Below are 24,580 nucleotides of genomic sequence, written 5' to 3'. Positions count from 1 at the left end.
CCTGGCGGATGTCGGCCGCCCCCAGGTCCCGAGACAGCTCACTGAAAGCACCTCCGCGACTCTTGACCGCCCCCCAGTTGCCGCGAGTCACCCACCAGCACAAGCCGGGTGGTAGTCCCGCGCGTGGAGTCAATGAGAGATCGCAAGTGCTGGGCCGAGGCCATGCCAGCCTCGTCCACGATAACGACTCGATGCCGCCCATCATCCCGCGTCCACGGCGCATTCCCTGCCTCGATCCTGGCTACCGCACTGTGCAAGGTAGTGGCCTCACCGGCCACGCCCTCATCACGCAGTTGGGCGGCCGCACGGCCCGACGGTGCCAGACCGAACACCTCCCACCCTGCGGCCCGATACGCGTCAGACACAGCGCTAAGCGTGTGAGTCTTCCCAGTGCCTGCGGCCGCCTCCATGACGCTAACCCGCCTGCACCCCCGAGCCAGGTGCTCGGCCGCCTGAGCCTGCTCACCTGACAATCTCGACGCGTCCAGGTAAGCCGCCGCTCCACTGTCCCCCAGGTCCTCACTTCCCCCTCGCAGGATGGCCCTGGACTCGTCGAGAACCTCCCCGGTGGTGTACCGGACAGCGCTCTTCCGCTCACCAACCGGCACGCCCGTAACCGCATCCCTATCAGCCTGAGCAGTGGTCACCTGCGTAGCGGCTCCCTCCATGGACACCGCCAGGCTCCGCGCCTTAGCCGCCAAGTCCTGCGCCTCCTGCATCAGGGTCGCAGGGTCACCGTCGCTAGGCAGCATCGTGGCCGCCATCCCCACCAGATCATCATGGGTAAAGGTCGCCTGCTCCGCCGTAACAGCACTAAGGAGCGTGGACGGACTCGGGGCAATATCTGCTTGCTCAATCGTCACCGAGGCACGCCCCAGGTCCTCCACACCCAGCGCACGCGCCCGCTCCACGTTCACCTGCCGACGCACCTGCTGAGAACCAGCAACCTTGTCCTCGCGAGTGTCCACCCTTGCCTGCTCATGCGCCCTGCGCGCACTCAGCAGCGGGTCAGCGTCCCTCATCTGACGCTCACGCTCAGCGATACCGTCAGTGCGACGGGAAAACTCCCGATGAGCCTGCTCAGTCCACCCCGCCAACTCCGCGCTACCGGTATCCCCCACGACCTGCCAGGACACACCCAGATCACGCGTCAGAGTGCGCCGCAAACTCGCCTCATAGACACGCCGAACACTGTCAATGTTCCAGTCCCTGTTATCAACCGTGCGCCACTTCCCACCGCATGCACACGCGAGGACACCAGCACATGGTCATGCAAGCGCGGTCCGCCACCCCATCAACCGGCCGCGCCGCCTGGTGACCGTAGGAGACAGCCACCAGCCCATCTGCCGCCACCGAACGAGTCACCCCGTCCACCGTCACCCGAGCACTGGGCTGCTGCGCCAGATACTCCAACGCCACGTCCATGGCCTAACGATGAGCCCTCTCAATCGTGCCCCGCACCGCCTCATCCGAGCTCTCAGCCATCACAGACACACTCTTAGGAGCCGAGAAGACCATCTGCTGCCCCCGCAACGACTGGCGCACGTGCTTGCCCGCCATCGTGCGCTCAAACGCACGCCCCAAACGCTCATCACTTCCAGGAGCCAGCGGGTGAGTCTGCCCCTCCGCCCCAAACAGGCGAGCCACCTGATCCGCTGTCAGAGCCTCACCAGAGGCCACCCCCAGACGCTCCTCCAAGAACGCCTGCGTCTGGTCCGACACCCCCACCACACGCATAGCCGGTGTGGCATGCCCGTCCTCCTCCAGATAGTCCAGGCCACGCTCCACACCACCGGCTTCCTGACCGCCATGCTCACACTCAGACAGGTAGCGCAACGCATCACGAACAGACCCCGCCCCATTCGCATAAAGCGGCCTAACAGACAGCGCCACAGCCAACCTCCTTCCGAGCGATAGGCGACGCACGACCCCAATTCCGAAGGAATTGCCATTGCCCAGTACAAAAGTAGCCCATGCGGGCTTGTTGTGGTCCGTCCGCGCGTGCGGGAGGGGTTTACCAGGTTCGCCAGGTCCGCACGACAGGGCATGACACCCGTCGTGCGGACCTGTGTGGCAAGTGCAGTCCCCGAGGTGAGCAGATCGGGGACGCTGCCGGTTCAGCCAGGCACACCGCCCCCGGCTGAGGACCTACCTGTGGGCGGTCCCGCGTTCCGATGGGGTGCTAGGCGGCAGCCAGAGGTTCCCAGGCGGGAAGCCTCCCGCCGAGCCCCATCGGCCCTGACGGCAGGCAACCCCGCCCCGTTGTCTTAGGGCAGCAGGTCGATGTACTTCGGGCGCGCCTTCATCGCGTGAATCAGAACCTCGTCACCGTCAGATGCGCACACCACGACCATCTCCAGGAGCCGGGCTTTGGTGTCGAAACCGAGGCGCAGTTCCCGCCACTGCTCGCCCTTCTCATCGAGGGGTTCGACCCATGCGGGCCAGGAGGCAGCCTGAATCGCGTTGTCGCTGATCCCGTGTTTTCGGGCAGAGTCGATGATCCTCACGCGGCGCTCATCAGGGCGCGGCGCAGGGCCTCGGAGCGGGTCAGATTCTGGGTCGCGGCCATGCGATCCAGAATCTCGATTTCATCGTCTATCAGGCGCACGGCGATCACCTGAGACGGGCTGGCACCCCGCCCAGGACGGCCGCGGCCACGACGCTTGAGCGCGGCCACGTCGTAGCCCGCTTCAGCCTCGGCGGTCCAGGCCTGCAGCTGCTCGTCAGTCATTCGCACCGGCATGCCAATTTCGTATAACGAAAATGGTTGGCACGCCACTTTTTAGGCCTACCCAGACAAATCAGGACAGGCCTAGACGGCACCTACCTTGAACGGACGCGGAGCCACCTACCGAACATGGTGCCGAGCACACAGGCCACAACAACCTCAATGAAGGCCACTGTCGACGCCTCAACTCCAAGCGCGACAAGGACGAGACCGCAGACAATGAACACGACGAGGGCCGCAGCACCGAAGGCGATTATTTTGACACCCAAACCCTCACGAGGACCTCTCATACACACCTCGCATCTAGCGTAACCGTGCCGACCTGCAGAGTGGGACGACTCCTCGGACAGATCCCATTCTTTCCGACATACACGCTCGCAGCTCCACCGACAGCGGCGATCACACCGGCGGAGATCAAACTTCCTACGACCGTCTCAGCAAGAAGGGCGGCAGCGGCAGCAGCCATCGCGGTAACTGCTGCCGCACCGCTGGTCTTAATAGCCTTCTGGTCAGTCTGGTTGAACGTGATGACCGGTTGCCACCCCCACATCGCCCCTCCAATACGGGGCGCATACCGTGGGATCTGAGTCTCGAAGGAGAGGATCGGCGAGTCATCCTCAGGTGACAGAACTGCGTACCTTCGGATGGTTGAGGCAAGGGTGACCTGGCTAGACAGCAACTTGATCTTCCCTGCATCCACGAGTTGGTCGAGCCCCTCAATGAATTGAGAAGGTGTCACCTCTGGTGCTGCCTCCTGCGTGTTAACGCTGACCGACGAGCTGGGAACAGGTGCTGCTTCTGCGGGCACTGCAGCGGACGCTGCCATGCAGCCGACCACAAGGAACGCGGACAATGATCTGAAAACGGGGGTCTTTATCACGGCAACAATTTTTCGGGAAGAGAGGTGGGACGGGATTCGTAGAAGCATCCTACATCACATGTGCCGGTGATCACAATAGGTCCTGGGTGACATTGCTACTTCGGTGATGGCGTGGGTGCGGATGGCTCACGTAGCGGTAGCCTCGGTCTCCAGTGCCTGGAGGCGCTCGTCAGTCATTCGCACCGGTATACCAATATCGTATAACGAAAATAATTCAGTGTGTCAGCTCTTCGGCCATGGGTCGCGCAGCCTCCCTATCGTCTGCGCTCACCCCTTTGGTGGGCGGCCTGGCGATGGCGCGCAGGTCCGCGGCCCATGCGACCCGCTCACTAGGGCCCCCTTAGAGATGCCCACAGAACGCCGCCGACACGCCAGATCGCCCACAGGGCCCACCCTCAGGATCTGTCGAGATCAACCCAGAAGAGTTCCACCCACCACCTAGAGGTCCCTCTGATGTAGACCCACAGCGGGCCGAGCCCCCCCCCAGAACCAAGGCTAACAACTATTGACACCGCGTGTGACCGACATCATAATTGACTCTATGAACACAACTCTTTTCCGTCGCATCACCGTCGGCGCCGCGCCTGCATCTTCGCCTTTACGACAAGCCCCGTAGCCGCCGCCTCTACATACACACCCAGCGGGACGCAATCCTCTCAGATCTCATCTCAAGTATCAGAACAGTCATTCGTGGTCCTCGAGAAGTACATCGAGGCAACGCCCTCCGGATATGTACTAAATGCACCTGAGGAAGTAATGAAATCTGTCCCGCCAGAAGGTCTTCGCCTTCTGACGGAACATTGGAACAATGTTGCACAGCGCATCACAAAGGGCGATTTAGCCTATGCAGGCGACCTAACGTATGCAGGCGATTTAACTTCGCCCCCAGGATCCGCCACCACCATTGCCGAAACCCGCGCTTTCAAGGTCCCCATTATCAACACAAGCCATTTTCATGTAATTGCCCACTGGTGGGGCTATGAGTATCAGATCGATCAATGGCTCGTGAACAAGATCAACGGAGGCGCCGCACTAACGGCTCTCATTCCTGAGGCTGGTCCCATAATTGCAGGAGTTGTTGTTGCGTATGCCAATCTGTGCATGCATTCAGACGGATGGTCATACATTCACCACGCTTTCGTAGGGCCTCCTGTGTGCAACCCCTTCGGATAGAAAAGAGTACCCCATGCACAGCACCAATCGACGTATGAAAGTTTTCGCTGCAACCGGGGCGCTAATTTCAATTGTTTTAATAGCCCTCGCTTTTAGTCTTATAGTCCCGGAACTACTTACGGAAAACTACGCTTCCGTCAACATACACAAGGGTATCGGAGTTTCCGTTATAGCCATAGCAAGCATTCGGATAACAAAAGTCATTTTTAAGAAATTGAGGACTACTGAGCGAATTTCTTGACATCCAGGCCTGTGGTGACTTCGGCCTCCAGTTCTCTGGAGGCGTTGCTGGATGGCGGTGTGCTGGTGTGCTGGCGCAGGCCAGGAGAGCGCACTGAGACTGGATCATGTGTGGCAGCATCTCGGTGCGGCACCGGCGTGGCCGCCGCGCGGCCCGATCAGCGGCGATAGCAGCCAGGTCTCACGCATGTTGGCGCTGCGCCACCTGGGAGCGCGACGGCAGAGGCTTCCCCTGCGGGTCGGTCCAGTGCTGGAGGCGGAAGCGGAGTCAGTGGTGGACGTGCTGCAATGAGCGAGTCGTCATCGCCCAGGCGGTGCCATCAGGCCAGTGATCGAGCGCATGGAGGACATCGCTAAGCGTCCAGCCTGCACTTACGAAATCGCGGATCTCGTACGCGATCCAGCGATCCGTAGTCTGGCGCGGAACCGGCGCAATTTCGGCAGGAAGACGGGCTAAAGCGACCACGTCCGCGTCCTAGCTTCTCGTAGTGCGCCTGGCCCACCACGACCGGTAGCGATCTGCTGGGAGGGTCTGGCCCGGCCGCAGAGCCGCCAGGCACTGCGCAATTGATTCAGAGCCGCGAAGCGGCTCCGAGCAAGGGATGGAGGCCTTTCGCGCGTGCGCGCGGGGAGCATCTATAGCCCTCTCCGGGGAGGGGTCATTTTTGCCCACAGGCCGCCGCAACCATGGCCGCCTCGTATGCCTCCTCGGGCAGCAGGAGGACACGGATCGCCGCATCAGCTGACCCAAACCACCGTGCCGTCGGCCCGATCGACGCGATTCGTGCGAGCGGGGGCGTAGATGCCACGGCGGCCGGGGACCACCTCGGCCAGGAGACCCTGGCCCTCAGCCCAAACCCGCAACGCTTTCACGGTGGAGACTACCTCCCCTGAAGCGGGTCGCCTCCTACGAGGCGGCGACCCGCTTCAGCGCAGCCGAACTCCACGGCTGCACCACGTTTCCTAAGGAGATGCACCTGACCACGCTGCAACAGATTTATCGCGTACACCTCCACACGACCGCTCTCAGCCATCTGACCTGACAGTCATTGACGGCCTGCCAGTGACTAGTCTTGAGCGCACAACACGCGACCTGGACGCAGTTATCATGGATGGTGAGCGCCGAGTCGGCTGAATGGATTTCCTCGTCGAGGACAACAGCTGGATTGTGGACCGTGTCCTTGAATCCATCGGCCCATGCGCCGTAGCAGTCTCCATCGCCTACTTTGAGGCCGCAGCGTGATCCACGCAACTGCCGTTCAAGGACGGCAGCGCCACATAATCTGCTCTTCAGTCGCGCAAGGGACGCATCCCCACTGACGCCCTCGCCAGCCCGCAGCCTGTGTGGGTCATACAGCGTCCGGTCGCCCGGCTTGCGCGTTCCACCGACAATCAGTGGGCGGCCAAAAGAACGCAAGCACTGGTTGTGTGGCTGCCTCATACCTCTAGATCTACCCGTGACATTGTTGAAGGCTGGGGTCAAGTTCGAACTAGGCAGGTGTATCCAGCGCGATTCCGATATCCGCCTCGACCTGCGCCTGGCACCACGGCTCAGCTTCGCTCCCGAACATATCCCGCTGACTGTCATGATTGACACCGGTCACTTCATTGACTGGCCCGAAGTTTCCGTAGCGTCCTCGCCGTGCCTATGGACGACGAACTTATCGCCGCTGCCCGTCGTCTCGTTGGTGGTACCGCAGCCGGGCCAGTTGCGGTGGAGATGATGTTCCGCCCCTGTTGCCTGATGATCCAGAGCTCACTCATGGTGCCGGACTAATAGCTAGCGCTGGCGAGGGGAACGGACCGAGACTCTTTCGAGTCCGTTCGCAGGAGTCAGCGCGGGATGATCTACTTGATCCACTGACGCGGGACAGGCGCACACAAGTGCATATCGAGGGCATGGAGGTCTTCGCCTTTACCGATGTGGGCGAGGCCTAGCCCAGGGCCACGGTCATCACCACTGACAGCAGTGTGGACATACTCACACCTCAGCACTATCATTGTGATTTACATAACAAATCGATGAGGAGGTGCACCCATGCCCACCGTATCTCGCGCCAGGCTTTCCTGACGACAGCAGGGAGCGGAATCGGAGCCCTGTCCTTAAGCCTCGTCAGCGGTCAAGCCCACGCCGACACGACAGCGTGCCCCGCCACTCCCTCGGAGCAGCAGCGCAAAGCAGCAATGCGAAGCATCCACCACTTGTTCAACGACGTCATCAAGTTCAATCCGTCCACCAGGAGGTACAAGGTAGACCCCCTCGCCTTCGACGCCTATCTTCCCGATTCTGATATCTCCAGCGCAGAGGAGCTCGCCATCATCCTCAACGAAGAGATGGAAGCGGGAGAGGACAGGATGACCCCAGCCGCGGTTGCAGGAATGGTGGCGGTTATTGTCGGCTCGCTCTGGGGCGGGTGCCAGCTGGCCAGAGAGGCTGGAAAGAACGCCGCATACAACGGGCTCACGTGGAATGTCTATAAGACACACATTCAGACCAAGGTACGGCTCGCCATCGCAACGACCCTAGGAAGTGCGATAGTCCTGTACGGCGCACTGTCGTGCTGGGAGAACGGCCTCCGAGAGGCCCAGTAGAAACAGCCGCCCGGAGAAGACACGTCATGAGTCCAAAGAAGCGCCTGGCGCAGTCCCTGCTCACAGCCCTTTTCATAGTGCTGACAGGCCTGTTCATCTGGTCCTTCATCCTCATGTTCACCCATGAGTCAGCGACGGCCGAGGCGGTAGGCGGAACAGCGATGTTGCTCCTTCTCCCAGCCTTGTACCTGTTACACAGGCTTGAGCGCTCGGATCCTAAGCACTAGGGAGAGTTTTCCCACACTCGGGCCAGGCGGCCGATCTACTCCACCAGCTGCGGGGTCTCAGCAGCCTTGACCCGCGCAGTCAGGGTCTCCGCAGCTCACCGGCCGCCTGTTCTATACCGACGGTGAGGTGACCTGCCGCTAGTACGCCACCGACGGTGTGATACGCCGCGAGGAGAGGCTGCGCGATGGTCAGCTACACAGTGAGCACGGCCCAGCCGTCACCCACTATGACGCCCACGGCCAGGAGACCCGCTACGAGTTCTGGGTCCACGGTCAGCCGGCGAAGGCAACCATGGAGGGGCTCGTCCCTGATGCCCCAGCCGCTAACAGGACACGCAGCACCGCCGCTCTGGCTGGAGGCACCCCCAACCTGTCCACCCTCACAGCCACACCGGAGCAGCACCCGCCCCGCCTCCAGCCCCTGACGCAGACCCACCGCTCCTCCCACGCGCTATGACCACCACAACGCACCAGGATGCAGGACCCTCGACCACCGACCAGGCACAGCCACAGCCGCTGGCCGCGGGCGAGGAGCTTGCGGGTGCGCTGTCTGCCCCGCTGGCCGCGGCTGCTCCACCACCACTCATACGGGCCACGCTCATCGCGCCCGTCGCGGCCGCGCCACCGGCCACAGCACCTGCACCACCGCCCGACCCCATCACCGCGGCCACCGGCACCAGGAAGCTCACCAGCGCAACCAGGGCCACCAGACCCAGCACGATCATGATGATCATGGCAAAGCTGCCCGTCATCGTCTCCAAGGTCAGCAGCCTGGCGGCGAAAGAGCCACCACCCTCATTGGCCTGCTCAATGATCCACGTGGAGAACTCGTCCCCGATATCGACCACGGTCTGGGTGACCGCGATGGCTGAGCCCGACACGAGGACCAGCAGCACCATACCGCGCACGATCTTGCGCAGGCCACAGTCGACCTGGCTCCCTCCAGCCCCGCCGTCGGCACGCTCACCCAGTAGGTGCCCAGCGTCTACAGGGCACAGTCCAGTCCCTCCAGGATGGACTGTGCCCACACCCGCACCACGTCTGCCACGCCCTGGGACACCACCGCGGAGGCAGCGTCCCCTAGGTGACAGGTCACGTCGTACCACGTGCACTGTCCGTCAGCCACTGCCTACCCACCGCCTTCCTTTGCTCTCACACCGGCCAGGGCACGAGCCCTGCCGCCGCTGGGTCCTCCAGGCGTCTCATGCCCCAGTCCTCGTTCGCCGGAGGATCGACCTTCCAGTCCCCTCGACCCACACCATGACCAGCGGCCAGGACACCACCAGCGACGGGTTACTGGCCTGGTAGGCGGCGATCGTCACCAGCACCTCATCCGTTCCCCGGACCTGGGCGGTGTAGCCCCACACCGTCATCGCCTCGCTCGTCGACCCGTCCCATGCACTCCCGACCTCCTCCAGGAGCCGGTCCCGGTCACCGCCAGGAGCCAGCAGCACCTGGGTGGCGGTATCAGCCTGCTGGCGCAAGCTCATCCACTTCATCCACGCCGCTGCCGCCGCCACCGCACCCCGGGGCGAGCGGGCGTAGCAGCGGGGTACCCCGTCAGTCAGCCCCCCCCCGGGCCCATCCCGCACACCGACTCACTGACACCCCCAGGGGCTGGCGGCAGGGAGGCCACCACCGCGGGCGCCTCAGCCTGGCCTGTCCCACCCGTGCGGGTCGCAACCAGGCCCACCCCGCCCACCAGCACCGCGGCCAGCAGCAAGGCACAGGCGATAAACGGCCAGCGCGCAAACACACTCACCTCACGCTCACCCCTGTGCGCGTCCATGTCACACCCCTGTCAGCGCCGAGCCGACCGCGGCCGCAGACCCCAGGATCACCACACCCACGAATACCGTGCCCATCACGGAGGCAATCCGCTCCGCATGGTCCCCGCCACGTCCAAAGGCGTTGAGCGTGATCGCCGCACCACCGGTCAGCAGTGCCACCACCGCACAGATGCCCCGGCCCACATCAGGCAGACCAGGACGGTGGAGAACATGTCTGCCACCCCAGGGGGCGCGATCGGGTTGACATCGATAGCAGGAAGCCCAGCCCGCAGGCCGTACGTACTCATCATGGTCATGGGTTGTCCTCTCGGTATCCGAGCACGCTGTGCAGCACCCGGGAGATCTCTCGTGGCACCGGCTGGTCCCACGCAGGCGCGAGCCGCCATGCACCCACCCACGGCAGGCACCAGGAGGCCGGGTAGGCACCGCTCGCCAGAGCCAGCTGCTCACGCAGCACCCTGGGCAGCCGACCCGGAGCGTCAGCTACCCACACCACCCCCAGCAGGCGCGCCACGGTCGTGGTGCCAGCCCCGCCGTGCGCCCCCACCACCCACACTCCGCCACGCGCCACCGCCCGCAGCGACACGGCCGTCCCCTCGCCCTGCACGCCAGTGACCGTGCCAGGGCTCCACACCACCGGCGCGCTCTCAGGCACCGCCTGCGCCACGGCACGCGGCGGCGGGATCAGCCAGGGGCTCTCGCTCATCAGCCGCTGCCTCCTCTCACCCTTCACGTGCTAGGTGCGCACACCACCCAGCCGGCAGCGGAGAAGCGCCGTGCACGTCCAGATCAGCCACCGGTGGGCCGTCACTCTCGACGGTCAGCCAGCCACACGATCACGCTCCTATCCGCTAGCTGCCACCTCCTACACCGACGCCCACACCGGCCACCTCCCTCCATAGAGCGAATCAGCCTCGAGCCAACCACCCCGCCCCCATCCAGGCCACAGGGGACACCCCCACACAGAACATATGACCGCACTCACATTTACCAGGGTGCAGAATTTGCACCCAGACAAATATGTCTCCAATCACGTCTCAGTTTGACGTCTGAATCACACCCGCGCGCTCCACACCCCATGGAGAGCTAGCACCCGCATGTTCTTTACAATGAGGTGCGGACGCTTTACAATTCGCGACGAAGGAGAGGTGATCGCATGACAACACGCACCGTCAATGTCAACTTCAAGGTCGACCCTGACCTGAAGGCCCAGGTCGAGGAGGTCGTGCGAGAGATGGGCCTGACCATGACGACTGCCCTGACGGTGTACATGCGCAAGATCGCTATGGAACGCCGCATCCCCTTCGAGATCACCGCCGACCCGTTCTACCACCCCGCCAATATCGCCCACCTGGAGCACCTGAAGGCCGAGCTGGACGCTGGACGCCTGCCTCTGTCCGACCACGCCCTCATCGAGGAGTGACGCGGTGGCGGACCGGACGCTGGCATGAGCCCAGGCAGCCTGGGACGACTACCTGGCCTGGCAGCAGCAAGACAGGAAGACCCTGCGCAAGATCAACGCGCTCATTCGCGAGACCATGCGCCACCCCTTCGAAGGCACCGGCGCTCCCGAGCCGCTGCGAGGGAATCTGACGGGCCTGTGGAGCCGGCGCATTGACAAGGCCAACCGCCTCGTCTACCAGGTCCGTCAGGACACCATCATCATCCTCGCCTGCATGGGGCACTACAGCTGATCCTCCACACCAGCTCCTCCTCCCGCGTCGTCCTCGGGTCAGGCTGCCTCGGCCGGCTGCTCCAGGAGCTGAACCACCTCGGCGGCCCGCTGTCCCAGGGCGTGCTCGTCCAACGCCAGGACACTGCTGGTGGTACGTGTCCGGGAGCCGACCAGCAGGGTCATCCAGGCCCTGGTACACGCCGGTGGCACTCCCAGGTCAGCCAGGCGTGGGTCGATGGCTGCTGCGGTGTGCCGGCGCGAGGCAACCACCATGGCTACCTCGACCAGGCGTACGGTCCCCGCCCAGGCGAGGGTCTCATCCATGCCCGCCGTGATCAGTGCCTGCACCAGGGCGTCCAGTACGCCCCCGAAGTCGTCGAGCCCGAACCGGGGCTCGCTCTCACCGTGGCCCGGCCGCGCCCCCTGCTCGGGCATGAGCAGCGGGTCGGTGACCTCGACCGGGTCCGTGACCTGTAGGTTCCGCGCCTGGGCCCCGGTCGGGAGCCAGGCGTACAAGATTGTGTCACGCCCCTGTGAGAAGGTGCCTCCATGCGGATCCTGCACACCTCGGACTGGCACCTCGGACGCACCTTCCACGGACGCGTCCTTGATGACGCCCACGCCGCCTTTGCCGACCACCTCGTCGATCTCGTCGAGGCTGAGGGCGTGGACGCCGTCGTCATCTCCGGGGACGTCTACGACCGGGCGATCCCACCGACCGACTCCGTCCGTCTGCTGAACGACACCCTGCGCCGCCTGACAGACCGCACCCAGGTGGTGCTCACTCCAGGTAACCACGACTCGGCGCAGCGTCTCGGCTTCGGCTCCGCGCTCTTCCGTCCGTCCCTGGCCGTACGGGCCCAGGTCGCAGAGGTCGACCAGCCGGTGATCGTCCCTGACCCGGACGGCGGCGCCGGGTTACTCGTCTACGCCTTGCCCTACCTGGACCCTGACGCCACCAGAGGGGTCCTGCCACCGCTCCTGAGCGAGCGGACGGGTGAGGTCCTCGCTCCTGACAGCGCTGCGGCTGGGGAGCCGGAGTCCCCCGGGCAACCGGCGGGGCCCGGCCGACTGGCCCGCAGCCACGAGGCCGTCGTCGGCGGAGCACTGCGCCTGGTCGCACAGGACCTGTGCCGACGCCGCCAGGCAGGCAGCACGCGCGTACCGGCACTCGTCATGGCTCACGCCTTCGTCGTCGGTGGCCAGGCCTGCGAGGACTCCGAGCGGGACATCCGCGTCGGCGGGGTGGACTCCGTGGCGTCCGAGGTCTTCGAGACCCTGGGCGGGTCTCCTCGCGCCCGGTGCAGCGGCGGCCTTGACTACGTCGCGCTCGGGCACCTGCACCGGCCCCAGGAGATCCGGCTGCCGCAGCACGCCCCGGCCGGCTCAGCGACAGGACGGCGTCCCCGGCTGGTCTACTCCGGCAGCCCGTTGCCGTTCTCCTTCTCCGAGGCTCCATGGCCCAAGTCGTCGGCCCTGGTGGAGATCGACACCACCGGCGTCACCAAGATCGATCGCGTGCCGACGCCGGTGCCTCACCGTATCGAGACGGTGACCGGCACCATGGAAGAGCTGGAGGGTCCTGAGTTTGACTACGCGGTAGGCGCCTGGGTGCGGGCGGTGGTTCGAGGCCCGTTACCCCTGGGGGCACCGGCTCGTCTTCGCACACGCTTCGGGGAGGTCCTGGTAGTCACCCGCGAGGTACGCGATGAGGAACCACGACGCAGCCTCAGCGTGACCCGTGCGGCAGACCCGCTGGAGGTGGCTCGTCAGTTCCTCCAGGTCGAGGGCGAGGCCGAGCCCTCCGCGAAGGAGCAGGCGGTTCTCGCTCAGGCCTACGAGGCCGTTCTCGCTGCCAGGAGGAGTGCCTGATGCGTCTGCACCACCTGACCATGACCGCCGTGGGTCCTTATCCAGGCACTGAGGTCATCGACTTCGACCGCTTCACCTCCTCAGGGAGGTTCCTGCTGACCGGGCCGACCGGCGCCGGCAAGACGACGATCATCGACGCCATCGTCTTCGCCCTGTACGGGGACGTAGCGGGAGACAAGGACTCCTCCAAGGACCGCATCCGCTCACGCCTGGCCGGTCCCGGCACCGAGACAGTCGTCGAGCTGGTCTTCTCCACCTCTGCCGGCACCTACCGGGTCAGGCGCACCCCGGCTTACGAGCGGCTCAAGCGACGCGGCAGCGGGACCACGACGCAGAAGGCCTCGTTGAAGGTCTGGAGGCTCTCGGACCCTGAAGGCCGCCCGAGCGAGGGCGCCGCCCTGCGCCCGGACGAGGCCGGCCCAGAGCTCACTCGTGCCATCGGGCTGAGCCGTGAGCAGTTCACGCAGACCATCGTCCTCCCGCAGGGCAAGTTCGCCACCTTCCTGCGGGCCTCCTCGGACGAGCGCCACCAGCTCCTCCGGGACGTCTTCGGTACCAGGGTCTACGACGAGCTCCAGGAGGAGCTGCGACGTCGCGCCCTGGCGGCCCGCAACGCGACTGAGGAAGCACGTCGACACCTGCAGGCTGCGGCACAGGCCTTCGCGCAGGCAGCCTTTGGCGAGACTCCCTCGGGCACGCAGGCAGGAGGCCAGGCCCCTCCCGACCCGCCTGACGTGGCGGAGCCGGAGGCTCTGCTGCCCACGCCCCGAGACCTGCTGCTCCATGCTGCCGAGGCAACGGCTCCCGATCCTCAGACCGTGGCGACGGTGATCGCGACCGCGACCCAGGAGAGGGCGGACCGGCTCCAGGCAGCTCATGCTGCCGTCCAGGCCGCGCAGCAGGAACGCGACAAGGCACGCGAGGACCTCGACCAGGCCCAGGCCCTGGCAGGTCTCCTGGCCCAGCGCCGCACCCTCCTGGAGGCTCAGAAGCAGCTCGACGACGAGGCCGACCAAGCCCGTCTGACCGCGCAGGCTCTGGACCTGGCGCGGCGCGCGGGCTCGGTCGCAGGTATGGCTGACCGAGCGCTCAAGGACCTGGAGGAGGCGACCCAGGCGCTGGAGCACGAGCGCGGATCCTGGGAGGAAGCAGGGTGGCCCCAGACGCCGCTGGAGCCGGCGCTGACCGAGATCAAGCAGGATCTAACGAGGCTGAGCAGCTGGAACGAGGTCTCAGGCGCCCCGCAGCCTGGCCAGATGCCAGGTCTTCCTGCCACGACCGCTGCGCTGAAGGAGCTGGAGACGCGCTCGCGCCAGTGCCGTGAGCAGGCAGCGGCCCTGGCTGAGGCCGAGTCCCTGGAAGCCGGCATCCCAGCCCGCGTCGGCCTGGCTGACTCCAGGCGCCAGGAGGAGGCGCGAATTGCCGAGCAGGCAGATGCCGCCCGCAAGGAGCTGAACGCGCTGCCAGGGCGTGCCACCACCCTGCGTCAGCGCCTGGAGGCCGCTCACCGTGCGCAGGAACGCGTGTCGGACCTACGTTCCGCTCACGAAGCCGCTCAGCGTCGCGCTCAGGCCGCTGCCAAGGCACAGTCGGTCCGCGCACAGCGTGAGCAGGCGCGCGACGCGGTCGAGCGGGCTCGTACCCAGGCCAGCGAGGCGGAAGACCACGCTCACGCCCTGCGCACCGCATGGATCAACGCCACCTCAGCCACCCTCGTCGGTGAGCTCCGGCCGGGTTCTCCGTGCCCGGTGTGCGGGTCCTGCCAGCACCCGCACCCAGCCTCCGCCCTGGCCGATCCGGTCTCCCGTGAGGACCTCGAGACAGCCGACCAGGTAGCAGGCCTGGCCCGCACGCGGCTGGAGGCTGCCAGCACTCACCTGGCAGCAGTGGAGGCCGAGCTGGCCCAGGCCCTCGCCTCCGCGGAGGGCCGGTCCCCGGAGCATGCTGCGGACGAGCTCGAGGAGAGCCGCAGCCGCCTGAGCCAGGCGGCTGACGAGGCGCAGGAACGTCCCGGTCTCCAGCAGGAGCTGGACACCTTGTCCGCACGCGAGTCCGAGCTGAGACAGCGTCTGGGCGAGCACCAGGAAGCCGCCGCGGCCCTGGCTGCCACTCTCGTCTCCCAGGAGCAGGCCCTGGCCCACGACCGGGCGCAGGTCGCAGCCGCCCGCGGTGACTGTGCCAGCGTGGCCCAGCGTCGTAGCGGGCTCAGCCAGCAGGCCGAGCAGGACGAGGACAGCCTCACGCGGTTGCGTGGGCTGCTCGCCCTGGTGTCTGCCGCTCGCCTCTCCCAGCAGGACCTGGCGGAGCAGATGGACCAGGCAGGCTTCGCCTCCCGCGACGCCCTGTCCGGCGCGCGACGCTCCGAGGCCGAGGTACAGGAGATGTCGAGCCTCGTGCGCTCCCGCGACGCTGAGGCAGCCCGCGTGCGCGCCGGACTGTCCCGCCCCGAGATCGCTGCCCTGACCGGGGCGGAAGAGCCTGGTCTCCAGGCCGCTGGCCTCGTGCTGGACCGAGCTGAGGACCAGTGGCGGCTCGCTGTCTCACAGCGGGCTCAGGCCCAGGCTGAGGCCGATGCGCTCCAGGCGCAGGCAGGTCGTCTGTCGCAGGCTGTGACCGACCTCGTCACCGTCATCGGGGACAACGCCCCGCTCCTGCACGTCGCTGCCCTGGCAGCTGGTGAGAACCGTGAGTCCACGCCTCTGGCTACCTGGGTCCTTACTGAACGCTTCAAGGAGGTGCTCGACTTCGCCAACCACCGGCTGGAGGCTATGTCTGCAGGACGCTACGAGCTCATCCAGGTGGACGACGAGAAGCACAGCGCCCGCAAGCGGGGGCTGGGCATGGGGGTCCTGGACCGTCTCGGAGGCGATCGCACCCGTGACCCTAGGACGTTGTCCGGGGGTGAGACCTTCTACGTCTCTCTGGCCCTGGCCCTGGCGCTGGCTGACGTCGTGGCGACCGAGTCCGGAGGCGTCCTCATGGAGACCCTGTTCGTCGACGAAGGCTTCGGCTCCTTGGACCCCCAGACCCTCCAGGACGTCCTGGCCGAGCTGGGACGGCTTCAACAGGGTGGGCGGACGGTCGGTATCGTCAGCCACGTGGAGGAGCTGCGTCGTCAGATTCCTGACCAGGTCAAGGTGACCTCGACCCCCGAGGGGTCCAGGCTCACCGTCGTGGCCTCCTAGCCAAGCTGGGCAGCAAGGTGCTCACGCTCGGAGACGTCGAACCAGAGCAGGTCAGCGTCCGCCGCACGCTCGAAGGCCTCCTCGTCACCGGTACGGGCGAGGCGGACGTCTGCCTCGGCCTCGACGTCGTCGACCAGGAGCGCCGCTACCTCGTCCCAGCTCACGACGGCAACCACCTCAACCGTGCCGGGCAGGACGTCTCCTTCCACCGCCAGCTCACGTACCTGAGCAGCCTCGACATCAGCCGCTACCACCACACGACGATCTGCGGCACCCACCGCCTCAGGCTCTGCAAGACGGACCAGCGAGGAGTCAGCAGCGCACAGGCTCGCTGAGACCTCAAGCCCCTCCTCGTCCTCGTCCGGCAGAGCGGCTGCGAGCGCGGCAGTCGCCGCGTGGGCCGTACGGGGGCTGATCTCGTCAGCGGACAGGTCGGCAGCAGTAGCCGGAAGGTAGATACGCATGGCACCAGTGTGCCCTGACGCAGGCTGTGACGAAGGGTCCGCCACAGGCTGACCCGGCTGGTGAACCTCCCCAGCAGGTGCTCCCGCCGGGGCGACGTCCGTGTCAGCAGCCGGGACGGGACAGGAAGCACGCCATGAGGTGGGGCTCACGAGAGCCTCCTTGTGTGCTTGTGATCCCTTGCGATGCTTTTTGGACTCCATTGGCGCCGACACGGGTGTCGGTCACCGGTTTTGATGACCAACGGGGTCATCATCGTGTTATGAACGCATCTTTCCTGACCATCGCCGACGTCGCTGAGCGGCTCCAGCTCTCCGCCCAGGGCGTGCGCGCCCTCATCCTCTCGGGAGACCTGCCGGCGATCCAGGTCGGGGCTCGCCGGCTGTGGCGGGTTCCGGAGGACGCCTTCGACGAGTACGTCGAGCGCCAGCTGGCCTCCACCCGCAGGCTGGTAGCAGCCGAGAAGGCCTCACAGAAGTCCTGAGCCGCACCAGGACTCAGACCTCGCGGACCATCTCGACGGCGGCCAGCGCGATCATGGTCCTCTTTCCACGACCGCCAACGAGGAGGCGCCCGCCGGCCTCGATCATGAGGTCCAGGTAGTCCGTTCCCATGGCCGCCACCCGCCCGGCCACGACGCCTGAGGGCAGATGGAGCGCGAGGCGCACCCGGCGCCGTCTCAGGTCACGCAGGACCGCACCAGGCGTCAGGCCAGGGGCCCCAGGAGACCTCACCGCCCCCGTCACGGCCGAGACGACGGCGACCGCGTCCAGCAGGACAACGACCACCCCTCCACCCTCCCCCTGGGCCGGAAGAGCCTCTCGCCTCACCTTTCGCACGAGGACCTCGACCGAGCCTCCAGACCGGGTGAGTACTCGCACCCGCTGGCCGCGTACGGCCCTCGGGCCGCTGGACGACGTGACGTCGTCGCCTCCTCCGCCTCCGCCAGGTCCGCATCCTGCCCTGCGGGCGGTGCACGACGCTCGGCAGCGAAGACGCTCTCCAGCTCTGCGAGGTACTCCGACGACTCCATAGCCGCCGCCCCTCACGTCACCGCCGTCCAGGCGCGGGACCACACTGTCTCTCTCTTGACACGCCACACACAATCGCAGATGATCAAACCCCCTCAAACATCATCAACAGAACATCGGGGTTCTCATGTCACTGCAACGGCGCCTTCTCGCTGCGACAGCTCTCTCCTTCCTCCTCACCATCGTCCTGGCCACGGTGACGATCGGAGGGGCCCACACGCTTCTCCTCGTCCCCCAGGAACCATGGGCACCGATCAGCCTGGCCTGGCTGGGGGTGCTCGCCTGCGCGGCTCTGACCCTCAGCGGTGCGTGGCACATCGCGTCAGGCCTCCTGGCGCTGGTAGCCACCCGGGACGCCGACGTCGCCTCCAGCCGTCTAGGACAGGCCCTTCTCCACCTCGTGGCTCGACGCGGAGCACCTGTCGTACGCCGCACGGTCGCAGGCTCGCTGCTCCTTGGCATCGCCACCTCCTCACCTGCCGCCGCCCAGGGCGCCGTACCGGCCGACGACCTTGGCTGGTCGCCCGTCAGTACAGGTGCCACCAGCATCGACCCCACCCCGACCGACACCGCAGCGCCGGCTCAGGAGACCAGAGCCGAGGGCACGGCGGGTCCCTCACCTGACACCTCTGACGAGGCACCTCCGCCGGCCACACCTCAAGCCCAGTCCCCCAGCACCCCGCCCACGGCCGTCACGTCCGTACCCGGCGCTGCAGACGGGAGCGCTGTCCCCGCAGAGGCTGCGGAGCAGGTGCCACTCAGGCCCGCCCAGGCCCGTCCGTCTGAGCACCTGCCCCAGACGTCACCAGCCCAGGACCACGCCTCTACCACTCCCGACCCCGTTGGAGCCACCAGTGCGAGCACGTCCACGAACGGCACGGCACAGCGCGGTCCAGCGGCTACGCGCGCCACCGGGTCCCACCGCCCGCTGCCCCGCAGCTCGTCCACGCAGCCGCAGCGTCCGGTAGCCCTGCCCTCACGGCCGACGACCTCGACGGTCACGGTCAGGCCCGGCGACAGCCTGTGGACGATCACCAGGGAGCTCCTGGAGACCGGGAGCAGGACCGACGTCAGCGACGCCGAGGTACTCACCTCCTGGCCTGCCCTCTACGAGCTGAACGTCCAGGTCATTGGCCCGGACCCCTCGCTCATTCGTCCGGGCACCGTGCTGACGGTCCCCGAGGGCCTGACCCGCTGAGCTCCGGCCTGGCCCAGGGATGACGCCATGACCACCCTCACCGCACCAGCACAGCCCCGTCTCTCCGCCGTCAGGCGCCTGCCCACAGCGGCCGACGCGCTCGTGCTGGCGGACCTGCTGCACAACGCACCAGCCGAGCTCACGCACGCCCCCAGCCACCCTCTGCAGGAAGCCGGGCAGCTCGGCCGGGGGCCAGGCAGGTGGGACCGGCTGCGCTTCGTTCCACGGGTAGAAGAGGCGGAGGTGACGGCGGAGGCGATCCGCGAGTCCAGGGCGCACCAGCCCCGGGTACCCGGCACCAGCCCCGCTTCCGCTACCTCCCCGGCGACCGCCACACGGATGGCTCAGGCGCTGGTCACGGCCGCAGCCGAGGTCCTGGCGGGCCTGAGGCCGGTAGACCACATGTCAGGCTGGACCACACCCGAGCTCTTTGACGCGCTCGCACGTCGAGCAGGACTGGCTCGCAGGGTCCTCGGAGAGACCACCTCTCCCCGCCCTCGCCCGCGCCGAGCCAGCGTCCAGCTCACTCCTTCGGGGGCCTGCGAGGCCATGGTGCTGCTCGACGTCGGTCCGCGCCTACGAGCAGCAGCGGCGCGCCTGGAGATGCACCGCGGCCGCTGGGTCCTCGCCGTCATCGAGATCGGCTGAGGCCTGGCGGCCGCGCCCGTCAGCTGTCCGCTCAGCGACGTCGCTTGGCAGCCCGTCGGTCAGCACGGTTCATGCCAGTCGTCTCCTCCGAGCCGGCCGCCTGCCCGCCGCGCTCCCCGGCAGTGCCGTCCTCGCCGGGTGCCGAGTAGCTCACACGCTGGTTCATCTCCTGGCGGCCGGTGTCACCCATGACGGTACCCGCGCCTGAGCCAGTCTGAGCCTCCTCCTGCGCCCGCTTGGCGGCAGCGTCGAAGCGAGCGGCGTTGGCGAAGACCTGCTCCACCGTCTCCTCGCGGATGCCCTCCATCATGGCCTTGAACATGTGGGCGCCCTCGTTGGCGTACTCAACCAACGGGTCCCTCTGGGCCATGGCGCGCAGGCCAATGCCCTCCTTGAGATAGTCCATCTCATACAGGTGCTCACGCCAGCGCTTGTCCACCACGGCCAGGAGCACCCGCCGCTCCAGCGTACGCATCGGCTCCGGCCCGAGCTGGGCCAGCGCCACGGGGTTGCCGTCCAGTCGCCGCTCAGCGTCCTCGTAGGCCACTGCCGCGTCCTCAGCGAGCTCAGAGCTCAGACGCTCGGCAGTGAGCCCGTCAAGCCCACCGACCTCGTCGAGGATCTCGCTCCTGCTCAGTCCCACCGGATAGAGGCGGCCGAGGTCGTCCCACAGGCCGTCCAGGTCCCACTGGTCAGGGCGGCCCTCACTGGTACGCGAGGCCACCACCGTCTCCACGGTACGTGCGCGGAAGGCCTCCATCTGCGGCTCCAGGTCCTCGCCGTCGAGCACACGGCGACGCTCGGAGTAGACCTTCTCGCGCTGCTCCGTCATGACGTCGTCGTACTTGAGGACGTTCTTACGGATCTCGTAGTTGCGTGACTCGACCTGCCGCTGCGCCGAGGCAATGGTCTTGGAGACCATCTTCGACTCCAGCGGCACGTCGTCGGGGTAGGCGTCCGAGCCCATGATGCGCTGCGCCAGGCCGGAGGCGAACATACGCATCAGGTCGTCCTCCATGGACAGGTAGAAGCGGGACTCACCCGGGTCTCCCTGACGTCCGGAACGACCGCGCAGCTGGTTGTCGATACGGCGCGACTCGTGGCGCTCGGTGCCCAGCACGTACAGGCCTCCCAGCGCCACGACCTCGTCGTGCTCAGCCTTGCAGGCCTCGCGGGCGGCCTCCAGCGCTGCCGGCCAGGCCTTCTCATAGGCCTCGGAGTCCTCCTCCGGGTCCAGCCCTGACTCCTTGAGCGCCGTGACCGCGATGTGCTCGGCGTTGCCACCGAGCATGATGTCGGTACCACGGCCAGCCATGTTGGTGGCAACCGTCACCGCGCCCTTGCGTCCCGCCATCGCGACCACAGCCGCCTCACGCGCGTGCTGCTTGGCGTTGAGGACCTCGTGCGGGATGCCGCGCCGGGTCAGCATCTGGGACAGCTGCTCAGACTTCTCCACGCTCGTGGTACCCACCAGGACGGGCTGGCCGGCACCGTGACGCTCCTCGATGTCGTCCACCACGGCCTGCAGCTTGGAGCGCACGGACTTGTAGACCAGGTCAGGCTGGTCGGCACGGATCATCGGCTTGTTCGTGGGGATAGGAACCACGCCGATCTTGTAGGTGCCGGCGAACTCGGCCGCCTCGGTCTCAGCGGTACCAGTCATGCCCGAGCGCGAGCCCTCAGGGTAGAGCCGGAAGTAGTTCTGGAGGGTGATCGTGGCCAGGGTCTGGTTCTCAGCCTTGATCTCCACCCGCTCCTTGGCCTCGATGGCCTGGTGCATGCCCTCGTTGTAACGACGCCCGGGCAGGACACGACCGGTGTGCTCGTCGACGATGAGGACCTCGCCGTCGCGGACGATGTAGTCCTTGTCCAGGTGGAAGAGCTCCTTGGCCTTGATGGCGTTGTTCAGGAATCCGATGAGCGGGGTGTTCTCAGACTCGTAGAGGTTGTCGATCCCCAGGTAGTCCTCGACCCGGTCGATCCCTGGCGCAAGCACCCCGACGGTACGCTTCTTCTCGTCGACCTCGTAGTCCTTGCCGGCGGTCAGGCGCTCGGCCACCTTGGCGAACTCCTGGTACCACTTGTTGACGTCGCCGGTCGCGGGACCGGAGATGATCAGCGGGGTACGGGCCTCGTCGATGAGGATGGAGTCGACCTCGTCGACGATGACGAAGGCGTGCCCGCGCTGGACCAGGTCCTCCGGGCGCTGGGCCATGTTGTCACGCAGGTAGTCAAAGCCGAACTCGTTGTTCGTGCCGTAGGTGATGTCCATGGCGTACTGCTGGCGACGCTCGGCCGGGGTCTGCCCGGCCAGGATGCACCCGGTGGTCAGGCCCAGGAAGCGGTGGATACGCCCCATGAGGTCGGACTGGTACTCCGCCAGGTAGTCGTTCACGGTCACGACGTGCACGCCCTTGCCCGTCAGCGCCCGCAGGTAGGAGGGCATGGTGGCGACCAGGGTCTTGCCCTCACCGGTCTTCATCTCGGCGATGTTGCCCAGGTGCAGGGCCGCGCCGCCCATAATCTGAACGTGATAGGGCCGCATGCCCAGAACTCGGTCAGCCGCCTCGCACACCGTGGCAAAGGCCTCCGGCAGCAGCGCGTCCAGGCTCTCGCCGTCGGCATAACGCTTCCTGAGCTCGTCGGTGGCCTCCTTGAGGTCGTCATCGGTGAGCTCGCGGTAGGCGTCTGCGAGCGACTCGACCTGGTGCGCGATGGCGTCGAGCCTCTTGAGGGTGCGCCCCTCTCCGATGCGAAGGATCCGGTCGACAAGCGACATACTGGCTTCTCCCTGTGGTGACGGCGGAGCGTGCTACAGGACGAGGCTCATGCCGCGTCCAGCGAGCACGTCCAGACGGTCCCGCTGCGGGTGGCACGAGCCACGACCAGTGCGGGCGTCATTCATCGTAGTGGACTGAGCGCTACCCGTGCCGCCCCGATACCTCACAGGAACGTGCCACTGTCCACATGCACGTTCCGGGACAGCCCCCGCACCAGGCTGGGGACAACCGTCTCCAGGCACCGGCACGATCAGCCTGTGTGCTCCAACCCGCCTCCGTCCCCGTCTCGCCCGGCCCCGTTGCCGGGGCTCCTGCCGGCGCGGCTGCGCCCCCTCGCGTCCACGACCACCAGCCTTCTGCAGGAGGCTGCGAGCGTCCTCCTGCCCGCGCGCTGCGCCGGCTGCGGGACCTGGGAGACACGGCTGTGCCTCCAGTGCCGCTCGCTCCTGGCCGGTCCGCTGGCTCCGGTCCCTCAGGCCGACGGCGCAGGGGACCTCCCCGTACACGCCCTGACCAGCTACACCGGACCCGTACGCGCCCTGGTGCTGGGATGGAAGAACGGCGGGCGGGAGGACCTCACTCAGACCATGCGGGAGGCTGGTGAGCGAGCCGGCCAGCTGTGGCCCCGCACGCTGGAGGCCACGACCGCAGGCCAGATAGCCCGCTGCAGCCGGCTCCTCGTGGTCCCGGCCCCCTCGGGTCCCACGCGCCGGCTACGCGGCCGGCTGGTGGCCGCTGACCTCGCCGACGCCGTCGCCCGCGGTCTCGCTCGGGCCTGGCCCGAGCACGCAGACCTCACGGTCCTGTCCACCGACCTCCTGCGACGCGCTCCCCAGATCGGCGCCGCGCACCAGAGCGGACGCTCCGCACGCCGTCGGCGCTCCAACCGCGCCCGGCCCCCGCGCGTGCTCGCACCGGTAGCCGGGCTGCCGGTGCTCCTGGTCGACGACGTGGTCACCACCGGCTCGACCCTCGGCTCGTGCGCACGGGCGCTGGAGTCCGCGGGCGCCTGGTGCGTGGGCGCCCTGGTCCTGGCAGCCGCTCCCTCGCCCCGCGCTCAGGTCACCGTCGTCCCTGGCCGATGAGCGTCATCGGGCCTGCCGCTCCGAGCCTGACGCAAGCGTGTCAGCGCACGGCGATCAGGGGGCGGCGAAGCAAGCATGAGGCGTTCAGATGGTGTAAGCTGTGTGGCACAACGCACACAAGGCGCGGGGTCTCAACGACTGAGTCCCCGTCCCGCCCAGCCGCGGGCGGACGGCACGCAGGAGGTGGTCACGTTCCTTCCAGAGCCCGTCGCGAGGTGCGGCGGGTGGCCCCCGCTCGATCCGTCTGAAGGATCATCAGGACCCAGAAAGAGGTTCCACCATGGACATCACCGTCGTCGGCCGTAACGCTGAGATCTCCTCTCGACTGCGCGACTACGTCGAGGAGAAGGCCACCAAGGTCGAGCAGTTCGACCCCCGAGTCCAGCGCGTCGAGGTCGAGGTGACCCACGAGCGCAACCCACGCCAGGCTGACACCGCCGAGCGCGCCGAGATCACCGTGATCTCCAAGGGCCCGATCATCCGGGCCGAGGCCTCCTCCTCCGACCGCTTCGCCGCCTTCGACATCGCCATGGGGAAGCTGACCGAGCGCCTGCGCCGGGCACGCGACCGCAAGAAGGACCACCGTCGTTACCCCGTGGACCTCCCCGAGGGCGTGCAGCCTCCTGCGGCCGAGGACCTCAGCCACCTGCACGAGACCGATGACGCCCCCATCGAGGACTCACCGAAGGCGCCTACCGAGAAGGGCGTCGCGGTGGAGTCCCAGTTGGGCGACTCCCCTGTCATCGTGCGCCAGAAGCTGCACGACGCCACGCCCATGACGGTCGATGAGGCCCTGTACCAGATGGAGCTGGTGGGACACCCCTTCTACCTCTTCATTGAGAAGTCGACCAAGCAGCCCTGCGCCGTCTACCACCGTCACGGGTGGACCTACGGCGTGATCCGTCTGGACGCCCAGGTGCTGTAAGCACGCCCCACGGCTGTCTCTCACCGAGGACGGGGGCGGCGTCGGTCATCACCGGCGCCGCCCCCGTCCGTGCCTCTCCCGCTCGCGCG

The 24,580-nt window shown here is 66.7% G+C and carries 24 protein-coding genes and 2 pseudogenes; 11 read left to right on the top strand and 15 right to left on the bottom strand.

The window, feature by feature from the left end; all coding sequences use genetic code 11:
- Positions 1–38 precede the first annotated feature (38 nt).
- The 6 genes and pseudogenes from HRL51_RS11975 to HRL51_RS02195 form a co-directional block, all read right to left on the bottom strand.
- Positions 39–863 carry an AAA family ATPase gene (locus HRL51_RS11975; protein WP_425321748.1) on the bottom strand — a complete coding sequence of 275 codons (825 nt, stop codon included), beginning with the start codon at positions 861–863 and terminating at the stop codon, positions 39–41.
- A 51-nt stretch (positions 864–914) separates the two neighbouring features.
- A pseudogene (locus tag HRL51_RS11970) lies at positions 915–1,226 on the bottom strand (relaxase domain-containing protein); the annotation flags it as partial.
- Between the two features lie 202 nt (positions 1,227–1,428).
- Positions 1,429–1,893, bottom strand: a complete 465-nt coding sequence (locus HRL51_RS02210; RefSeq protein WP_172192305.1) for a relaxase domain-containing protein — start codon at positions 1,891–1,893, stop codon at positions 1,429–1,431.
- Positions 1,894–2,267: 374 nt separating this feature from the next.
- The gene (locus HRL51_RS02205; RefSeq protein ID WP_172192303.1) at positions 2,268–2,507 is read right to left on the bottom strand and encodes a toxin; all 240 of its coding nucleotides are present in this window, start codon (positions 2,505–2,507) and stop codon (positions 2,268–2,270) included.
- Positions 2,504–2,731, bottom strand: a complete 228-nt coding sequence (locus HRL51_RS02200; RefSeq protein WP_244960217.1) for a ribbon-helix-helix protein, CopG family — start codon at positions 2,729–2,731, stop codon at positions 2,504–2,506. Before HRL51_RS02200 ends, HRL51_RS02205 begins: the two co-directional genes overlap by 4 nt.
- A gap of 283 nt (positions 2,732–3,014) precedes the next feature.
- Positions 3,015–3,608, bottom strand: coding sequence for a hypothetical protein (locus HRL51_RS02195; protein ID WP_172192299.1), 594 nt, complete (start codon positions 3,606–3,608; stop codon positions 3,015–3,017).
- Positions 3,609–4,298: 690 nt separating this feature from the next.
- Here HRL51_RS02195 and HRL51_RS02190 point away from each other — a divergent pair.
- Together HRL51_RS02190 and HRL51_RS02185 are read left to right on the top strand one after the other, a co-directional pair.
- Complete coding sequence (locus tag HRL51_RS02190) at positions 4,299–4,781, top strand: hypothetical protein (RefSeq protein WP_172192297.1); 483 nt, start codon at positions 4,299–4,301, stop codon at positions 4,779–4,781.
- 2,442 nt (positions 4,782–7,223) lie between these two features.
- On the top strand, positions 7,224–7,613 hold the full coding sequence (locus tag HRL51_RS02185; protein WP_172192295.1) for a hypothetical protein: 390 nt from the start codon (positions 7,224–7,226) through the stop codon (positions 7,611–7,613).
- A gap of 607 nt (positions 7,614–8,220) precedes the next feature.
- Here HRL51_RS02185 and HRL51_RS02180 read toward each other — a convergent pair.
- From HRL51_RS02180 to HRL51_RS02155, 5 genes are all read right to left on the bottom strand, one after another.
- Positions 8,221–8,739 carry a hypothetical protein gene (locus HRL51_RS02180; protein WP_194256533.1) on the bottom strand — a complete coding sequence of 173 codons (519 nt, stop codon included), beginning with the start codon at positions 8,737–8,739 and terminating at the stop codon, positions 8,221–8,223.
- Positions 8,740–9,042: 303 nt separating this feature from the next.
- Positions 9,043–9,432, bottom strand: a complete 390-nt coding sequence (locus HRL51_RS02170; RefSeq protein WP_483396374.1) for a DUF8175 domain-containg protein — start codon at positions 9,430–9,432, stop codon at positions 9,043–9,045.
- A gap of 198 nt (positions 9,433–9,630) precedes the next feature.
- Complete coding sequence (locus tag HRL51_RS02165) at positions 9,631–9,789, bottom strand: hypothetical protein (RefSeq protein WP_172192289.1); 159 nt, start codon at positions 9,787–9,789, stop codon at positions 9,631–9,633.
- Positions 9,777–9,920: a hypothetical protein gene (locus HRL51_RS02160; RefSeq protein WP_172192287.1), complete on the bottom strand. Its 144-nt coding sequence runs from the start codon at positions 9,918–9,920 to the stop codon at positions 9,777–9,779. Before HRL51_RS02160 ends, HRL51_RS02165 begins: the two co-directional genes overlap by 13 nt.
- A gap of 2 nt (positions 9,921–9,922) precedes the next feature.
- Positions 9,923–10,336, bottom strand: coding sequence for a hypothetical protein (locus tag HRL51_RS02155; protein WP_172192285.1), 414 nt, complete (start codon positions 10,334–10,336; stop codon positions 9,923–9,925).
- A 450-nt stretch (positions 10,337–10,786) separates the two neighbouring features.
- On the opposite strand from HRL51_RS02155, the gene HRL51_RS02150 reads away from it, so the two are divergent.
- Complete coding sequence (locus tag HRL51_RS02150; protein WP_172192283.1) at positions 10,787–11,053, top strand: type II toxin-antitoxin system RelB/DinJ family antitoxin; 267 nt, start codon at positions 10,787–10,789, stop codon at positions 11,051–11,053.
- A gap of 43 nt (positions 11,054–11,096) precedes the next feature.
- Positions 11,097–11,324: pseudogene (locus HRL51_RS02145) on the top strand (Txe/YoeB family addiction module toxin); the annotation flags it as partial.
- A gap of 38 nt (positions 11,325–11,362) precedes the next feature.
- Here the strand turns inward: HRL51_RS02145 and HRL51_RS02140 are convergent.
- A complete protein-coding gene (locus tag HRL51_RS02140; RefSeq protein WP_172192281.1) occupies positions 11,363–11,821 on the bottom strand; it encodes a hypothetical protein in 459 nt (152 codons plus the stop codon).
- 33 nt (positions 11,822–11,854) lie between these two features.
- On the opposite strand from HRL51_RS02140, the gene HRL51_RS02135 reads away from it, so the two are divergent.
- Complete coding sequence (locus HRL51_RS02135) at positions 11,855–13,177, top strand: exonuclease SbcCD subunit D (protein WP_172192279.1); 1,323 nt, start codon at positions 11,855–11,857, stop codon at positions 13,175–13,177.
- Positions 13,177–16,362 carry an AAA family ATPase gene (locus HRL51_RS02130; protein ID WP_172192277.1) on the top strand — a complete coding sequence of 1,062 codons (3,186 nt, stop codon included), beginning with the start codon at positions 13,177–13,179 and terminating at the stop codon, positions 16,360–16,362. The genes HRL51_RS02135 and HRL51_RS02130 overlap by 1 nt, the downstream gene beginning before the upstream one ends.
- Here HRL51_RS02130 and HRL51_RS02125 read toward each other — a convergent pair.
- Positions 16,359–16,826, bottom strand: coding sequence for a DUF6912 family protein (locus HRL51_RS02125; protein ID WP_172119733.1), 468 nt, complete (start codon positions 16,824–16,826; stop codon positions 16,359–16,361). The two genes, HRL51_RS02130 and HRL51_RS02125, sit on opposite strands and share 4 nt — an antisense overlap.
- Positions 16,827–17,086: 260 nt before the next feature.
- Between HRL51_RS02125 and HRL51_RS02120 the strand changes: the two genes are divergently transcribed.
- Positions 17,087–17,308 (top strand): helix-turn-helix domain-containing protein, encoded by a 222-nt coding sequence (locus HRL51_RS02120; RefSeq protein WP_172119734.1) that lies wholly within the window; start codon positions 17,087–17,089, stop codon positions 17,306–17,308.
- A 13-nt stretch (positions 17,309–17,321) separates the two neighbouring features.
- Here HRL51_RS02120 and HRL51_RS02115 read toward each other — a convergent pair whose 3' ends face one another.
- Positions 17,322–17,612 (bottom strand): hypothetical protein, encoded by a 291-nt coding sequence (locus HRL51_RS02115; protein ID WP_172192275.1) that lies wholly within the window; start codon positions 17,610–17,612, stop codon positions 17,322–17,324.
- Between the two features lie 370 nt (positions 17,613–17,982).
- On the opposite strand from HRL51_RS02115, the gene HRL51_RS02110 reads away from it, so the two are divergent.
- Together HRL51_RS02110 and HRL51_RS11665 are read left to right on the top strand one after the other, a co-directional pair.
- Positions 17,983–19,053, top strand: coding sequence for a LysM peptidoglycan-binding domain-containing protein (locus HRL51_RS02110; RefSeq protein WP_172192273.1), 1,071 nt, complete (start codon positions 17,983–17,985; stop codon positions 19,051–19,053).
- 27 nt (positions 19,054–19,080) lie between these two features.
- The gene (locus HRL51_RS11665; RefSeq protein WP_244960216.1) at positions 19,081–19,701 is read left to right on the top strand and encodes an Rv3235 family protein; all 621 of its coding nucleotides are present in this window, start codon (positions 19,081–19,083) and stop codon (positions 19,699–19,701) included.
- A 31-nt stretch (positions 19,702–19,732) separates the two neighbouring features.
- Here the strand turns inward: HRL51_RS11665 and secA are convergent, their stop codons facing one another.
- Positions 19,733–22,480: a preprotein translocase subunit SecA gene (gene secA, locus HRL51_RS02100; RefSeq protein WP_172192271.1), complete on the bottom strand. Its 2,748-nt coding sequence runs from the start codon at positions 22,478–22,480 to the stop codon at positions 19,733–19,735.
- A 258-nt stretch (positions 22,481–22,738) separates the two neighbouring features.
- Here secA and HRL51_RS02095 point away from each other — a divergent pair, with 258 nt between their 5' ends.
- Positions 22,739–23,566 carry a ComF family protein gene (locus HRL51_RS02095; RefSeq protein ID WP_244960215.1) on the top strand — a complete coding sequence of 276 codons (828 nt, stop codon included), beginning with the start codon at positions 22,739–22,741 and terminating at the stop codon, positions 23,564–23,566.
- Positions 23,567–23,846: 280 nt separating this feature from the next.
- Entirely contained in the window at positions 23,847–24,491 is a 645-nt protein-coding gene (gene hpf / locus HRL51_RS02090) for a ribosome hibernation-promoting factor, HPF/YfiA family (RefSeq protein ID WP_172119738.1), read from the top strand.
- The last annotated feature ends 89 nt before the right edge of the window (positions 24,492–24,580 follow it).

It is taken from the genome of Actinomyces faecalis (assembly GCF_013184985.2).
In the GTDB taxonomy this organism is placed as follows: Bacteria; Actinomycetota; Actinomycetes; order Actinomycetales; family Actinomycetaceae; genus Actinomyces; species Actinomyces faecalis.
This window is presented reverse-complemented; position numbering and strand designations above follow the sequence as displayed.

Coding starts and splice junctions, on each gene's coding strand:
- HRL51_RS02155 (WP_172192285.1), bottom strand. CDS start 10,336: ATGAGCGAGAGCCCCTGGCTGATCCCGCCGCCGCGTGCCGTGGCGCAG.
- HRL51_RS02125 (WP_172119733.1), bottom strand. CDS start 16,826: ATGCGTATCTACCTTCCGGCTACTGCTGCCGACCTGTCCGCTGACGAG.
- HRL51_RS02110 (WP_172192273.1), top strand. CDS start 17,983: ATGTCACTGCAACGGCGCCTTCTCGCTGCGACAGCTCTCTCCTTCCTC.
- HRL51_RS02120 (WP_172119734.1), top strand. CDS start 17,087: ATGAACGCATCTTTCCTGACCATCGCCGACGTCGCTGAGCGGCTCCAG.
- secA (WP_172192271.1), bottom strand. CDS start 22,480: ATGTCGCTTGTCGACCGGATCCTTCGCATCGGAGAGGGGCGCACCCTC.
- HRL51_RS02160 (WP_172192287.1), bottom strand. CDS start 9,920: ATGATGAGTACGTACGGCCTGCGGGCTGGGCTTCCTGCTATCGATGTC.
- HRL51_RS02135 (WP_172192279.1), top strand. CDS start 11,855: ATGCGGATCCTGCACACCTCGGACTGGCACCTCGGACGCACCTTCCAC.
- HRL51_RS02200 (WP_244960217.1), bottom strand. CDS start 2,731: ATGACTGACGAGCAGCTGCAGGCCTGGACCGCCGAGGCTGAAGCGGGC.
- HRL51_RS11665 (WP_244960216.1), top strand. CDS start 19,081: ATGACCACCCTCACCGCACCAGCACAGCCCCGTCTCTCCGCCGTCAGG.
- HRL51_RS02130 (WP_172192277.1), top strand. CDS start 13,177: ATGCGTCTGCACCACCTGACCATGACCGCCGTGGGTCCTTATCCAGGC.
- hpf (WP_172119738.1), top strand. CDS start 23,847: ATGGACATCACCGTCGTCGGCCGTAACGCTGAGATCTCCTCTCGACTG.
- HRL51_RS02180 (WP_194256533.1), bottom strand. CDS start 8,739: ATGGTGCTGCTGGTCCTCGTGTCGGGCTCAGCCATCGCGGTCACCCAG.
- HRL51_RS02150 (WP_172192283.1), top strand. CDS start 10,787: ATGACAACACGCACCGTCAATGTCAACTTCAAGGTCGACCCTGACCTG.